This window comes from Pseudomonas asturiensis, from assembly GCF_900143095.1.
In the GTDB taxonomy this organism is placed as follows: Bacteria; Pseudomonadota; Gammaproteobacteria; order Pseudomonadales; family Pseudomonadaceae; genus Aquipseudomonas; species Aquipseudomonas asturiensis.
In genome coordinates, this window is sequence record NZ_FRDA01000002.1 from 382,083 (window position 1) to 395,292 (window position 13,210).

10 protein-coding genes are annotated in these 13,210 nt (G+C 60.3%); 4 read left to right on the top strand and 6 right to left on the bottom strand.

Translation table 11 applies throughout. The annotated features are described in order from the left end of the window. Positions 1-28: 28 nt before the first annotated feature. Complete coding sequence (locus tag BUB69_RS04830) at positions 29-1,954, bottom strand: methyl-accepting chemotaxis protein (protein ID WP_425439343.1); 1,926 nt, start codon at positions 1,952-1,954, stop codon at positions 29-31. 186 nt (positions 1,955-2,140) lie between these two features. Continuing rightward, positions 2,141-2,641 carry a GNAT family N-acetyltransferase gene (locus tag BUB69_RS04835; RefSeq protein ID WP_073162910.1) on the bottom strand — a complete coding sequence of 167 codons (501 nt, stop codon included), beginning with the start codon at positions 2,639-2,641 and terminating at the stop codon, positions 2,141-2,143. 512 nt (positions 2,642-3,153) lie between these two features. Between BUB69_RS04835 and nirB the strand changes: the two genes are divergently transcribed. Further along, on the top strand, positions 3,154-5,715 hold the full coding sequence (nirB, locus tag BUB69_RS04840) for a nitrite reductase large subunit NirB (protein ID WP_073162913.1): 2,562 nt from the start codon (positions 3,154-3,156) through the stop codon (positions 5,713-5,715). Continuing rightward, positions 5,715-6,098, top strand: a complete 384-nt coding sequence (gene nirD, locus BUB69_RS04845; RefSeq protein ID WP_073162915.1) for a nitrite reductase small subunit NirD — start codon at positions 5,715-5,717, stop codon at positions 6,096-6,098. The genes nirB and nirD overlap by 1 nt, the downstream gene beginning before the upstream one ends. Before the next feature lie 71 nt (positions 6,099-6,169). Here nirD and BUB69_RS04850 read toward each other — a convergent pair whose 3' ends face one another. After that, positions 6,170-7,057, bottom strand: a complete 888-nt coding sequence (locus BUB69_RS04850; RefSeq protein ID WP_205031412.1) for a hypothetical protein — start codon at positions 7,055-7,057, stop codon at positions 6,170-6,172. Positions 7,058-7,601: 544 nt separating this feature from the next. On the opposite strand from BUB69_RS04850, the gene BUB69_RS04855 reads away from it, so the two are divergent. Beyond that, positions 7,602-9,578 carry a DNA topoisomerase III gene (locus BUB69_RS04855; protein WP_073162920.1) on the top strand — a complete coding sequence of 659 codons (1,977 nt, stop codon included), beginning with the start codon at positions 7,602-7,604 and terminating at the stop codon, positions 9,576-9,578. A 64-nt stretch (positions 9,579-9,642) separates the two neighbouring features. Continuing rightward, positions 9,643-10,041 (top strand): RidA family protein, encoded by a 399-nt coding sequence (locus BUB69_RS04860; protein ID WP_073162923.1) that lies wholly within the window; start codon positions 9,643-9,645, stop codon positions 10,039-10,041. On the opposite strand, the gene surE is transcribed toward BUB69_RS04860, so the two are convergent. From surE to BUB69_RS04875, 3 genes are all read right to left on the bottom strand, one after another. Next, positions 10,042-10,824 (bottom strand): 5'/3'-nucleotidase SurE, encoded by a 783-nt coding sequence (surE, locus tag BUB69_RS04865; RefSeq protein WP_073162925.1) that lies wholly within the window; start codon positions 10,822-10,824, stop codon positions 10,042-10,044. A 107-nt stretch (positions 10,825-10,931) separates the two neighbouring features. After that, positions 10,932-11,243 carry a DUF6482 family protein gene (locus BUB69_RS04870; RefSeq protein ID WP_073162927.1) on the bottom strand — a complete coding sequence of 104 codons (312 nt, stop codon included), beginning with the start codon at positions 11,241-11,243 and terminating at the stop codon, positions 10,932-10,934. Between the two features lie 141 nt (positions 11,244-11,384). Beyond that, positions 11,385-13,181: a methyl-accepting chemotaxis protein gene (locus BUB69_RS04875; RefSeq protein WP_073162930.1), complete on the bottom strand. Its 1,797-nt coding sequence runs from the start codon at positions 13,179-13,181 to the stop codon at positions 11,385-11,387. Positions 13,182-13,210 lie beyond the last annotated feature (29 nt).

Consider the following 13,210-nt stretch of genomic DNA (forward strand, 5'->3'; position numbering starts at 1 on the left):
CACCTCCATCTCCTCTTGTGTCTCCTGGTCACGCCACCTTGAAACGGCTGACCAATTGCTGCTGATGCTCGGCCAGCCGTGCCAGTTCCAGACTGGTCATCGCCGTCTGCTCGGCACCCGCACTGACCTGAATCACCAGATCATTGATGTTGGTGACATTGCGGTTGATGTCTTCTGCGACCGAGGTCTGCTCTTCCGCGGCGGTCGCAATCTGAAGGTTGCGATCGTTGATGTTCGCCACGCCTTCAGCGATCTCAGAAAGCAACGTACCGGCACGCACAATATTGCGCGCTCCAGCCTGCGCCTTGTCGAGGGTATGCTGCATGGACACGCTGGCGCGATCCGAACCTGACTGCAGGTTGGTGATCATCTGCTGAATATTGCCGGTCGACTCCTGCGTCTTCTGCGCCAGCGTGCGCACTTCGGACGCCACCACGGCAAATCCGCGCCCATGATCACCAGCCCTGGCCGCCTCGATGGCCGCGTTCAGCGCCAGCAGGTTGGTCTGCTCGGCGATTCCGCGAATCACTTCCAGCACCGAGGAAATCGCGTCGCTTTCATGCTTGAGTTCGGCAATGATCCCCGACGTCTGCTCCGCCTGGCCTGAGAGCTGCTGAATCAGCTCGATGGTGTTGTCGATCTCGGTCCGCCCGTCACTGGTGCTCTGGTTAACCTGCTGCGAGGCCAGCGAAGCATCTGTGGTACTGCGGGCCACGTCCTTGACGGTCGCGCTCATCTGGTTAATCGCGGTTGCCACCTGCTCGGTGCCCTGACGCTGTTGCTCGACGCTCTTGCTGGTTTGCAGGGTCACCGCCGAACACTGCTCGGCAGCTGTCGCAACCTGCGCCGTGGCGTTGCCTATCTCCTGCACGATTTCCTTGATTTCATTGCTCATGGCATTGAGGTTCAAGACGATCTGGCCAAATTCGTCGCGGCCTTCGTAGTCAGCGCGCGCTGTCAGATCACGACGCGACAAGGACAGCAGGGTCTGATTGATCTCACCGACCGCAAAGTTGATGTTACGGATGATCAGCCAGACCAGTACAAAGACGGCCAGCAATGCCGCCAGGGTCGATCCCAGGGTCAGCCACAGATTACTGCTCGCAGCATCCCGCGCTTGAGCCGCCAGGGATCCGACGTCGTCGCTGAGCTGACCTTCAACTTCCCCCATCAGGTCGATGCGACGGGTGGCCACTTCAAACCAGGCTTCAGGCTTGACCCCCAGCGCCTCGCCCAATGGACGCTCTACGGCCAGTTGCTGCAACCTGAGCACTTCCAGGGCAGACGCCTCTTGCATCTTGCCGTCCAGCAATTGAACGAAACGCTCTGGAGCCTTGCGACGAAAGCCGTCCGAATACGCCGAGAATTCACCCAGGTTGCGACTGAATCTCGACAGCAGCGCCGAATCGAATCGGTCCTGAGTGAAGACGATTCCCAAAATGAAGCGCTCGCGACCGGCCCGCTCCTTCATCTCGATGAACTGATTAAGCGCAGCCAGTGCGTGGACCAGCGAGGCTTCAGTAACGCTGGCTTCCAGTGACTGGGTGTAGCCGACCATCGCCTGAATCATGCCGGTGTAGCGCGCACCGGACTCGGTGCTGCTGATCGTCAATTGATCGACCTGCTCGCGGGTGCCTTTCAAGCGCTCCAGTGCGCTCAACACGCTCTCGACCTGCGGGTTACCCGTGGTCGGGATGGCGCGTACAGCCGTGACGGAGCGGTCACTGTCCTGGCGAATGACGGCCAGCCGATCACGCATCGACTTGCCCTGGCTGCCCAGAAAAACGCCACTGGCACCGCGCTCGCGCTGCAGATTGGTGATGAGCTGACTAAGGACCTGCGCATCGGTACTGGCGGTCACGGCCTGATCCATCTGCGTCAGTGTCTTGTAGCTGTCGTACACGTACACCGAGGCAAGCGTCAGAAAGCCCATCAGCGGGAACAGCAGGATCATGAGTAGTTTTAGTCGGAGCGGAGCGTTTCTGAGCATAATCCTTCAAGCCTCATTCATGGCCGTCACGCATTTGCGCAAACGTATCGCCTGCGTATGGCCGCTGTTCAAATCCTTGAAGATTCCATTTGGCCATCACTCGCCCGATTCACCATGCACGTTCCCTGCCCGCTCCTTACAAGCAAATCTTTATTTCCGACGTACGCGCTCCATGTGCGTGGTCTTCCAGACCGGATCGGTTTCCACATCCGTTACGGCAAAGCCCTGCTTCTCCCAGAAGCGGATAGCCCCCGGCAGGAAGGGATGGGTGTGCAGATAAAGCACGTCTATTGCACTGGCATCGGCATGCGCCCAGAGCGCTTCACACAGTCGGCTGGCCAGACCACCGCCCCTGAACGCGGGCATGACGTACAGACGGACGATTTCGACCGTGTCGCGTCCGATGTAATCCAGCTGCGCAAAGCGATGGTCGAATGGCAGGTAACCGACAGCAGCGACGATCTCCCGGTCATGACGGGCAATGAGAAATTTGCCTCTGTCGCCGTTCAGATACACCTGTTCGAACGCAGCCAGGTCGGCAGGAACCACAGTGGCGTCAAGCATGGGAAATATCTCGGCGCGCGCCCGCATGACGAAGGCAATGGTCTCGGGAATCTCGGCGCGGGTGACTTCACGGATAGAGAGGGTCATGGCAATGGATCAAAGAAGTGTGGGCGCAGGGTAATACAAATGCTGCGCCAGTTTCAGGACAGGATGGAGCCGGCTCCTGATCGCACCCAAGGCACCTCGAAACCACCTGCCCCGACACTTAATGCACATCTTTACAGCGCAACCCGCCCATCACGCACCATTGCAATGCAAACCGCAGCGTCGTCAGAGCGTCTTCTCTATAACCCTGACGCCAGGCCAAACGCCGGAAAACGTTCGTTGCACAGCCACTCATGGATGATCCACACCAAGCTGGCACAACTCCTGCATAACCCTGAACAACCCCACCTTTAATACGGTCGGGCCGCCCCGGTTGATCGATGAAGATCGCCAGTCTCACACAGACCACAGGGCTACCAGGTGCATCCGGCAACGAGGCTTGATCCGCACCCCTGAACACCCATAAGAGAACAGGCAAAGGCGCCTGGAACCGAAAGGTTCCGGGCGCTTTTTTTTGCTTCAAAAAACCTGATTGGCCTCGGCCGGGACTCGCTATGAACACCACAGTCTTCCCCCACAACGATGTAAAAACCCTGATCGTCGTCGGCAATGGCATGGTCGGTCACCATTGCGTCGAGCAGTTGATCGCTGGCGGCGCGCTGGAGCGCTATCGCATTCATGTGTTCGGTGAAGAGGCCCAGCGTGCCTACGACCGTGTACATCTGTCCGAATACTTCACTGGCCGCGATGCCGAGTCGCTCGCCATGAGCGAAATGGCCCTGTATGAACAGGCAGGCCTCACCCTGCACCTGGGCGTACCGGTGCTGGAAATCGACCGCGACCGCCACGAGATCATCACGTCTGAAGGCTGCTTCGGCTACGACAAACTGATCCTGGCTACAGGCTCCTACCCGTTTGTGCCACCTATCGAAGGCGCGCAGGGCAATTCGAAGCTGGTCTACCGCACGCTCGAAGACCTCGATAGCATCCGTTACGCGGCCTCCAAAGCGCGCCGTGGCGTCGTGGTCGGCGGCGGGCTGCTGGGGCTGGAAGCGGCCAACGCTCTTAAGTCGCTTGGCCTTGAAGCCCATGTGGTGGAATTTGCGCCGCGCCTGATGCCGGTCCAGCTGGACGAGCTGGGCGGCGCCGCCTTGAAGGCGCGCATCGAGGCCTTGGGCGTCGGCGTGCACCTTTCACGCGCCACTCAGTCGATCAGCGACGGCAAGCAATACCGCTATCGCATGAATTTCGCCAACGACGAGTTCCTCGAAACCGACCTGATCGTGTTCTCCGCCGGTATTCGCCCGCAGGACGCCCTCGCCCGCCAATGTGCGCTGGAGCTGGGTCCGCGCGGCGGCATCGCGATTGACGAACACTGCCGCACCAGCGACGAAGATATCTATGCCATCGGTGAATGTGCCGCCTGGAACGGCAGCGTGTTTGGTCTGGTCGCGCCGGGCTATCAGATGGCCCGTGGGGTGGCGGCGCAGTTGTGCGACAAGGACACCGAGCCGTTCTTCGGTGCCGACATGTCCACCAAACTCAAATTGTTGGGCGTCGACGTGGGTTCCATCGGCGATGCGCACGGCGCACTGGCAGGCGCGGTCAGCTACCGCTTCATTGACGAAGCCACTGCCAGCTATCGCCGTCTGGTGGTGTCGGCTGACGGCAAGCAGGTGCTCGGTGCCGTGCTGGTCGGCGACAACAGTTATTACGACACCCTGCTGCAATACGCCCAGAACGGCATCACCCTGCCTGCTGATCCGTCGAGCCTGATCCTGCCGCACAGCGAAGGCGCGCCGACACTGGGTGCCGACGCCCTGCCCGCCACAGCCACCATCTGCTCGTGCCATAACGTCAGCAAGGGCTCGATCTGCTCGGCCATCGACAATGGCTGCACCGACCTTGCCGGCATCAAGGCCTGCACCAAGGCTGCGACCGGTTGCGGCGGCTGTACCGCGCTGCTCAAGCAAGTCTTCGAGCATGAACTGATTGCCCGTGGCGTTGCGGTTGACAAGAGCCTGTGCGAACACTTCGCCTACACCCGCCAGGAGCTGTATTCGATGGTCCGTGTCGAAGGCATCGAAACCTTCGAAGCGCTGTTGGCCCGCCATGGCAAGGGGGCTCACGGTTGCGACATTTGCAAGCCAGCCGTCGGCTCGATTCTCGCGTCGTGCTGGAACCGGCCGATCACCGAACCCTCGCTGGTGCCGTTGCAGGACACCAACGACACCTTTATGGCCAACATGCAGAAGAACGGCACCTACTCGGTGGTGCCGCGCATTCCAGGTGGCGAAATCACCCCGGACGGCCTGATCGCTATTGGCGCGGTGGCCAAGAAGTATGACCTGTACACCAAGATCACAGGCGGTCAGCGTATCGACCTGTTCGGCGCGCAATTGCACGAGTTGCCGGACATCTGGAGCGAGCTGATCGAAGCCGGCTTCGAGACCGGGCACGCCTACGGCAAATCGACCCGGACAGTGAAGTCCTGCGTCGGCAGCACCTGGTGCCGCTACGGCGTACAAGACAGCGTCGCCATGGCGCTGCGCATCGAAGATCGCTACAAGGGTCTGCGTTCGCCGCACAAACTCAAGTTCGCGGTCTCGGGCTGCACCCGTGAATGCGCAGAGGCACAGAGCAAGGACGTCGGGGTGATCGCCACCGAGAACGGCTGGAACCTTTACCTGTGCGGCAATGGCGGTATGCGTCCACGTCACGCAGAACTGTTCGCCACCGATCTGGATGACGAAACCCTGATCCGCTACATCGACCGGTTCCTGATGCTTTACATACGTACCGCCGACAAGCTGCAGCGCACGTCCGTCTGGCGTGAATCACTGGAGGGCGGCCTGGATTACCTGAAGGCCGTGATTCTCGACGACAGCCTGGGGCTGGCTACCGAGCTGGAATCGCAGATGCAACTGGTGGTCGATCGCTACGAGTGCGAATGGGCCAACGCCCTCAAGGACCCGGAAAAGCTCAAACGCTTCCGCACCTTCGTCAACGACGGCCGTGGCGACCCTGATGTGCATTTCGTCAAGGAACGCGCTCAGCGTCGCCCTGCAAAACCTGAAGAACTCGCGCTTATCCCATTGTTCAAGGAGGTGGTCTGATGAACTCGTCTGACACGGCTTTTGCAGAAAACACCCCGTCCGCGCTGCACCTGCACTGGCACGCGCTGTGCGGCCGCCAGGATCTGGTCGCCAATTCCGGCGTAGTGGCCTGGCTCGACGGCACGCAGGTCGCGCTGTTCTATGTGCCTGACACGGCTGACGGCGAAAAGCTTTACGCCATCGACAACCGCGACCCCAAATCCGGGGCCAACGTGATCGGGCGCGGGCTGATCGGCCAGATTGCAGGTGATCTGGTCATTGCCTCGCCACTGTACAAACAGCACTTCCGTCTGCACGACGGCAGTTGCCTGGAGTATCCAGAGCAGCGGCTGGACGTCTGGCCCGTGCGGTTGAACGGTGATCAGGTAGAGATTGCGGTGTAACGCCGAACAACGGCCCCGATAAAAAAGCCTCTTTCGACTGATCGGAAGAGGCTTTGGCCTGAGCCAGAGGCCTACACCAGCCCTGCAATCGTCTTCACGACGTCTGGCGCGGCCCGAGACTCGGACAATGCGCCCGCAGTGGCCTGAACAGCCACCGACACAGGGCTGATGCGCCCACGCTTGATCGCATCCGTCGCACCTTCAGCGGCCGCCACGGTTGTCTCAAGAGCAGCACCGGCACCCGCCTTCAGCGCGCCTGCCAGACCGCCCTTGGACTCACCCACCGCGACCAGCACGTTGCTCAGCCCCACCACAGGCCAGATATTCTTGCCGACCTCGCCGAGGAATGCCTGAACGTTATCCTTGTTGGAACCATCAGCGCGAACGTGTGAATCATTGGTTTTGTCGAGACGATGATCGTCTTTGAGCGCCGTATAGCCCTGCTCGACGAAGTCCTTCCAGTTTCCGGCCTCGGTACCATGGCGGGCATCGCCATCATGGGTGATGCCCTGAAGATCACTGTCGTCCACACACTGCCTTGCTGCGCCGTCGGCCTGATCGGAGCTGTTGATCCAGTTCAGCACTTTTGCCGCGTTGTAAGCAGCATCTGCCCGGCTTTCCGGATCTTTATTGTTCTCGCTCCAGTCACCTATCCGGGCATAGGCTTCAGTGCGCTTGATGTCTTTCTGGTAGCCCAGATTTTTCAGGATCGGGTTGTCGTCGATTATCTGTTCGGCGGTGCGCGTATCCCCCTCTGGCCGACCGGTCGCTTCAGTGGGTTTTGCGGATACATCCCTTTCGGTTTTGATGACGCTGCCGTCAGGGTTCAGTACACCGGGATACATGACATCCGGAGGCGGCGTCATGTCCGGTCGACTGGCGTCCATCAGAGGCGTGGTCCCATCGCTGGTGCCCATCAATACCGCGCGTATTCTGGACAGCATTTCGTTGATCGCCATCAGCGCAACAGACTTCTGGTATGTCTCCGCACGGCTCAGGCCTGGAGCCTTTGTACCGGTCGTCTCGTGGGCTGCCCCGAAAAACACATCGCTTTGTCCGGACTTATTCAAGCTTTGCCCGCTGCCCACCGACGTCTGCGGGGCTTCATAGCCCGTGTTTCCGGACCTGGCCAATGATGAGCCAGGATTGCGGGTCGGCAAGTTTTGACTGTTGTTGTTTTGACGGTTCAGATCCTCAATCGGGATATCAGGTGCTCGTGTCGCGCCACTTGAAAACATTGAAGCTTTCATAAGCTACTCCGTTGCTTGATTTTTGATCAATTCATGGGGCAACCGACGATCGTCGGTCCTTCCCGTTTTTCAGCATGAATGCGCCCGTGAGTGGTCCGGAACGCCGCAGCGGTTCCTTTTATCGTAGCGTTAGCACGAGGGTTTGCCAGCCAGGGCATGCCTTTATCTGTATATCCATACAGATAAAACTTGCCCATCGCGCGCTCAAAGTTCATCCTTGCAGCCTCACCACCGGTAATCGAAGACGGTAGTCATGCGGCTGTTCCTTTGCGAAAAACCCTCTCAGGCCAAAGACATCGCGGCTGCGCTTGGCGCAACGCGGCGTGGTGACGGCTGCTGGGTGGGTGCCAATGCCACGGTCACCTGGTGCATCGGCCATCTGCTGGAAACCGCGCCACCGGACGCTTACGACGCCCGCTACAAGCGCTGGGTGCTGGAAGACCTGCCCATCGTGCCGCAACAATGGAAAATGCTGGTCAAACCCAGAACCGCCAGCCAGTTCAAGGCAGTCAAGCGTCTGCTGGGCGAGGCGAAAGAGCTGGTCATCGCCACCGATGCCGACCGTGAGGGCGAGATGATTGCCCGGGAGCTGGTCGAGCACTGCCGCTATCGCGGGCCGATCCAGCGCCTGTGGCTGTCGGCGCTGGACGATGCCTCGATTCGCAAGGCGCTGGCCGCGCTCAAGCCGGGTGCCGAAACCTTCAGCCTGTACCACTCGGCGCTTGGCCGCTCCCGCGCTGACTGGCTGATCGGCATGAACATGAGCCGTCTGTTTACCTTGCTGGGCAGACAGTCCGGCTACCAGGGCGTGCTGCCGGTCGGGCGCGTGCAGACCCCCACCTTGCGCCTGGTGGTGGATCGCGACCGCAGCATCGCCGATTTCGTGCCGGTGCCTTACTGGGGCATCGACGTCAGACTGCTGCATGACCATCAGGCGTTCATCGCCCAATGGCGCGCGCCATCGGACGTTTGCGACGATCAGGATCGCTGCCTGAACGCGTCACTCGCACAACAGGCCGCCCAAGCCATCCGCCATGCGGGCAGCGCCCGGCTGGTCAAGCTGCGCACCGAACGTATCCGCGAAGCGGCACCGCTGCCGTTCGACCTTGGCACGCTGCAGGAGATCTGCTCGAAGAAGCTGGGGCTCGGTGCTCAGGAAACCCTCGACATCGCCCAGGCGCTGTACGAAACCCACAAGGTCATCACCTACCCGCGCAGCGATTGCGGCTACCTGCCCAACAGCCAGCACAGCGAGGCTGCGAGCATTATCGCGGCGCTGGGCAAGGCCGATCCTGCCCTGGGGGAGCTGCTCCCGCACCTCGATGCGCAGCGCCGCTCACGGGCCTGGAACGACGCCAGGGTGAGCGCGCACCACGGCATCATCCCCACTGCTGCGGCCAAAGGCATCGAGCGCCTGACCGGCAAGCCCAGAGCGGTCTACACCCTGATCAGGGCCCGCTATCTGGCGCAGTTTCTGCCCAATCACGAATATGATCGCACCCAGGCCGATTTCGATTGCGCAGGTCATGCGTTGCGGGCCGTTGGCAAACAGATCGTCGAACCCGGCTGGAAGCGTGCCATGCCCGAAGCACTGGTCCCGTCAAAGGGCCGCGAAGCCCCTGCGCCGCAGCCACTGCCCGCGCTGTTTCAGGGCTGCGAGTGCACTGTTGCCGACGTGCTCCTCAAGGACCTGTGGACCCAACCGCCCAAGCCATTCACGGAAGGCGATCTGATCAAGGCGATGAAGAATGTCGCCAAACTGGTGGAAGACCCGCTGCTCAAGCAAAAGCTCAAGGACACCACCGGCATCGGCACTGAAGCGACCCGCGCTGGCATCATTCAGGGTTTGCTGGATCGAGGCTACCTGACCAAACAGGGCAAGGCGCTGTGCGCCAGTCCGGCTGCTTTCAGCCTGATCGACGCCGTGCCACGTGCCATCGCCGATCCTGGCACCACGGCGATCTGGGAACAGGCGCTGGACATGGTGCAGAATGGCGAGATGAGCCTTGAAGAGTTCGTGACCCGACAGGCCGCATGGATGAGCAAGCACGTCAGCCGCTGCGTCGGCATGCGTATGTCGATCAGCGGTCCGGCGAGTCCGGCAGGCGTGAAGCCGCCATGGAAGAAAAAGCGCAAGGCCAGTCCGCGCAAGACAGCCAGCAGCGACAAGGCAACCGGCACCGCAGCGAAAAAACCGCGCCGTGCCACCAAACCTGCCAGCAAGGCGTAAGCGCGCCAGGCGGGCATCCGCCATAAAGCCTCACATCAGCAATTGCACAACCAGGTGTACCCACATGTCAGACCGCGAAATCATCGTCCCTCCCACCATGGAACTCATCATGGACCGCGCTGGTTACGCGCCAGCAGTCAGGGTGGGTCATACGCTCTACTGCTCCGGACAGGTCGGCCGTACGCGTGACATGGAAGTGATCCTGAATCCCGAGGCGCAGTTCATCGCCTGCTGGGAGAACCTGCGCACATTGCTGGCCGAGGCTGGCTGCACCTTCGATGACATCGTCGACATGACCACCTATCACGTCTCGATGAGCGAGCACATGCCGGTCTTTCGTGAGGTGAAAAACCGGCTCTTTCCGCGCGGACAATGCGCCTGGACCTGCATCGGCGTCGCTGAACTGGCACATCCCGGACTGCTGCTGGAAATCAAATGCGTGGCCGTTGTACGCCAGCCCTGATCAGGCGGATCGATCTTCGCAACGCGCCTTCAACTGCTCCAGCATCGGGGTGTCAGTACGCTCGAAACGCAACGGTGTGACGGAAACACCGCCATTCATGACCACATGGGTTTCGCTGCCGGGCACGTCCGCCAAATCATGACGGTGGATGCTCAGCCAGAAATAATCGCGCTCGCGCATGTCAGTGCGTGACGTGACGTCCAGCGTATCGATCCGACCGGCACCCTGAGTCGTGAACTGCATCGGACCGGCTTCTGCTGCCGGAACATCCGGAAAATTGATGTTCAGGCAAGCGCCCTGCTCCCAGCCCAGCCCCCATACCTTGCGAATCACATCAGGCGCCAGTTGTCGCGCCGTTTCCCAACGCACGGAGTCGCGCCGCGTCAGGGCCTGGCTCAGGGCAATCGACGGCACGCCGAACAGCAGCCCGGCCATTGCCGCACCGACCGTGCCTGAAAACACCGTTTCCACCCCCAGATTGGCGCCCTTGTTGATGCCGGAAAGGATCAACTGCGGGGGTTCGCTCATTAGCTGACGCAGCGCCATGGCCACACAATCGGCGGGTGTGCCGGACACTGAAAACGTGCGTTCCCCGCGCGCTGTCACGCGCAAAGGGTGGTGGATGCTCAGTGCGTGGGAGATGCCGCTCTGGTCTTGATCGGGGGCGACAATCCAGACCTCATCGGCCAATTCTCGCGCCACTTCTTCCAGCGCCAGCAGTCCCGGGGCATCGATGCCATCATCGTTGGTGATCAGTATCCGGGACAGTTTCTGGAAAGACATAAGGGCTCCTGAGTTGTGAGCCGCGACCCGCATACCAGGCCGCAGCGACGACTGACCGCCCTGCTGCGCAGAGCGGTGTTCCATTCAGACGGGTGAAAGACGGGAAGTCAAAGACTGGAGCGCAGCGGAATCTCATGCCGCGATGACTCGGCCTGCGTGTCGTCCAGCCCCACCATTTCATCATGGGCGACACCCTGACTCAGAAACAGATGCACATCCGGCACTGACGACAGCACCTTGCGCGCTTCTTCAACCGATGCGATATGAAGGGGCTTGCCGTGAGAGTCATGTACCGGCACCGACCGCTCACCGACCAGTGCATGAAGTACGTAGGAACCGCCTTCCATCGACACCAGATTGAGTTCACTAATCTTGCCAGCCTTGATATCGCTGGACAGCTCTTGAATGTTCAAAATCACACCTCCGTAAGCGTTCCGGGAATCAGAGCGTCACAAGAGTTGAGCCTGGACCGGCGTTAACGTTCCATTGCCATCGCGTCAGGCGTGAACAATAACCCCTGAGCGGTCTGCAGACCGGGCGACGGTCGTCACCGCGCTCATTCAATGACCCAGCAACTGCGCTGCGTCGAAGCCCATCCGCAGGTTGCCCCAATGACGGCCTTCAAAGAAAAACGGCACGTCAATCTCGGTCATGATTTCGCCGGTGTCACGCAGATAGGTCTGCAACAGGAAACGCTGTTTGTTACCTGCCGCGCGCAAGCCCACAGGGTCGGAGAACATCCGTTTGTTGCGGCACACTGGCAGGTCGACGGCGCGGTTGCCGGTCGGTTTCTGCGATACCCAGCTGTTGTTGACCGGGCAATAGCCTTTGGCATCGACAATGAATGAAACCTTGCCGCCTCGAGTGCCTTTGGTCAGCGAGTCGCACTCTTCCTGACAGATCAGTGCAAAGCGTTCGGTGTAGCTGGTCAGGTATTGCTTGGGGTCGGTGCCGGGGATCAGTTTGTAGCTCTGATCGAACAGGTTGACCCCTTCCTTGTGCAGGACCGCCAGGCGAGCCTGCAAAACGTCGCGGCAATGACTGGCACGCGTGATCGCGGCATCCAGTTCGCCATGCCCGAGTACGAAGCGGCCCAGCAATGCCTGTACCCGCTCGGCGACGCCTGAGAGGTCGCGCGTGGCGGTTGCCGAATGCTGCATGCGTTGATCGATGGCCTGGCTGTCGGCGTAGATACGCGTTACCCGCTCATTGATGCCGGTGTTGGTGTCAGCGAACTGCTGGATGTGCGTCGCGATGTCGGCAAGCTTGTCGTTGGTCGATTCGAAGTCGCCAATCATGCTCTCGAAATGACCGGAGGCCCGCTCCACAACCTGTTGGGTTTCACGCGCGCTCTGGCTGATCTGAGTGGTCTGCTCGTAGGTGGAGCTGACTTCCAGCAGCATGGCGTCAATGTTCTGGGAGATGTCGTCAGTGGCCTTGCTCACGTTCTGTGCCAGCGTACGCACTTCATCCGCCACCACGGCAAAGCCGCGTCCGCTCTCCCCGGCACGCGCCGCTTCAATGGCCGCGTTGAGCGCCAACAGGTTGGTCTGCGAAGAAATCTGCTGGATCAGCCCGACGATGGATTTGATGCTCGACGAGCGCTGATTCAGCGCCGAGACGAGCACCCCGAACTCATTGAGGCTGCTGGAAATCTGGCTGATATTACCGGTCACTTCCAGCAGCTCGGAGTAAGAGCCGCGTGCCATGCTCAGGTTCTGCGCCGTGGTACTGGAAATGCCCTGGGTTTGCCGGGACACATCTTCAATGCTGCCCACAGCCATGTTGCTCTGATCCATGACTTCTTTCGAAAAGCGAGCCTGATCGGTGGCGCTGTCGCTCGAATCACTGATGTTCTTGAGCGAACGCGCCGACTCGACCGCAATCTGCACGGTCAACGCCTGAATACTGCTGATCACTTCACGCTGCTTGGCCAGAAACCGGTTGCAGGTACTGGCCAGCACTCGAATTTCATCGTGGGTCAGCAACGGCAGATCCTTGGACAGGTCACCCTCGCCATTGGCGATTTCTTCGAGCGCGCCAGTCATGAACATCACCGGTCGTACGATCAGGTGACGCAAGTACCAGACCATAAAGCCGACCATGCCCAGCGTGAACAGCGTACTGAGCAGAATGGCGTTGCTCAGTGCATCCAGCCGGCCTTCAATGCGCGACAGTACACCGGCCTCCAGTTGCGCACTGCGCAATAGCGTCACGATGTCCGCCCGGACCGACAGGGCCACCCAGTACAGCAATGCGCTGATCACAACCAACAGAAAAAGGCTTGAGAGCTTTTTGGTCAGCGTGTTGAAAAACTGCCTTTCGACCGACTCGTACAAAGCCTTTAACGTTTGCATGCAGCTGCTCCTGGGCGCGAGGGTGTTCA

What these genes read in the sequence shown, in the direction of transcription:
- BUB69_RS04830 (WP_425439343.1), bottom strand. Translation starts at nt 1,954, where the DNA reads ATGATCCTGCTGTTCCCGCTGATGGGCTTTCTGACGCTTGCCTCGGTG.
- BUB69_RS04835 (WP_073162910.1), bottom strand. Translation starts at nt 2,641, where the DNA reads ATGACCCTCTCTATCCGTGAAGTCACCCGCGCCGAGATTCCCGAGACC.
- nirB (WP_073162913.1), top strand. Translation starts at nt 3,154, where the DNA reads ATGAACACCACAGTCTTCCCCCACAACGATGTAAAAACCCTGATCGTC.
- nirD (WP_073162915.1), top strand. Translation starts at nt 5,715, where the DNA reads ATGAACTCGTCTGACACGGCTTTTGCAGAAAACACCCCGTCCGCGCTG.
- BUB69_RS04850 (WP_205031412.1), bottom strand. Translation starts at nt 7,057, where the DNA reads ATGGCGATCAACGAAATGCTGTCCAGAATACGCGCGGTATTGATGGGC.
- BUB69_RS04855 (WP_073162920.1), top strand. Translation starts at nt 7,602, where the DNA reads ATGCGGCTGTTCCTTTGCGAAAAACCCTCTCAGGCCAAAGACATCGCG.
- BUB69_RS04860 (WP_073162923.1), top strand. Translation starts at nt 9,643, where the DNA reads ATGTCAGACCGCGAAATCATCGTCCCTCCCACCATGGAACTCATCATG.
- surE (WP_073162925.1), bottom strand. Translation starts at nt 10,824, where the DNA reads ATGTCTTTCCAGAAACTGTCCCGGATACTGATCACCAACGATGATGGC.
- BUB69_RS04875 (WP_073162930.1), bottom strand. Translation starts at nt 13,181, where the DNA reads ATGCAAACGTTAAAGGCTTTGTACGAGTCGGTCGAAAGGCAGTTTTTC.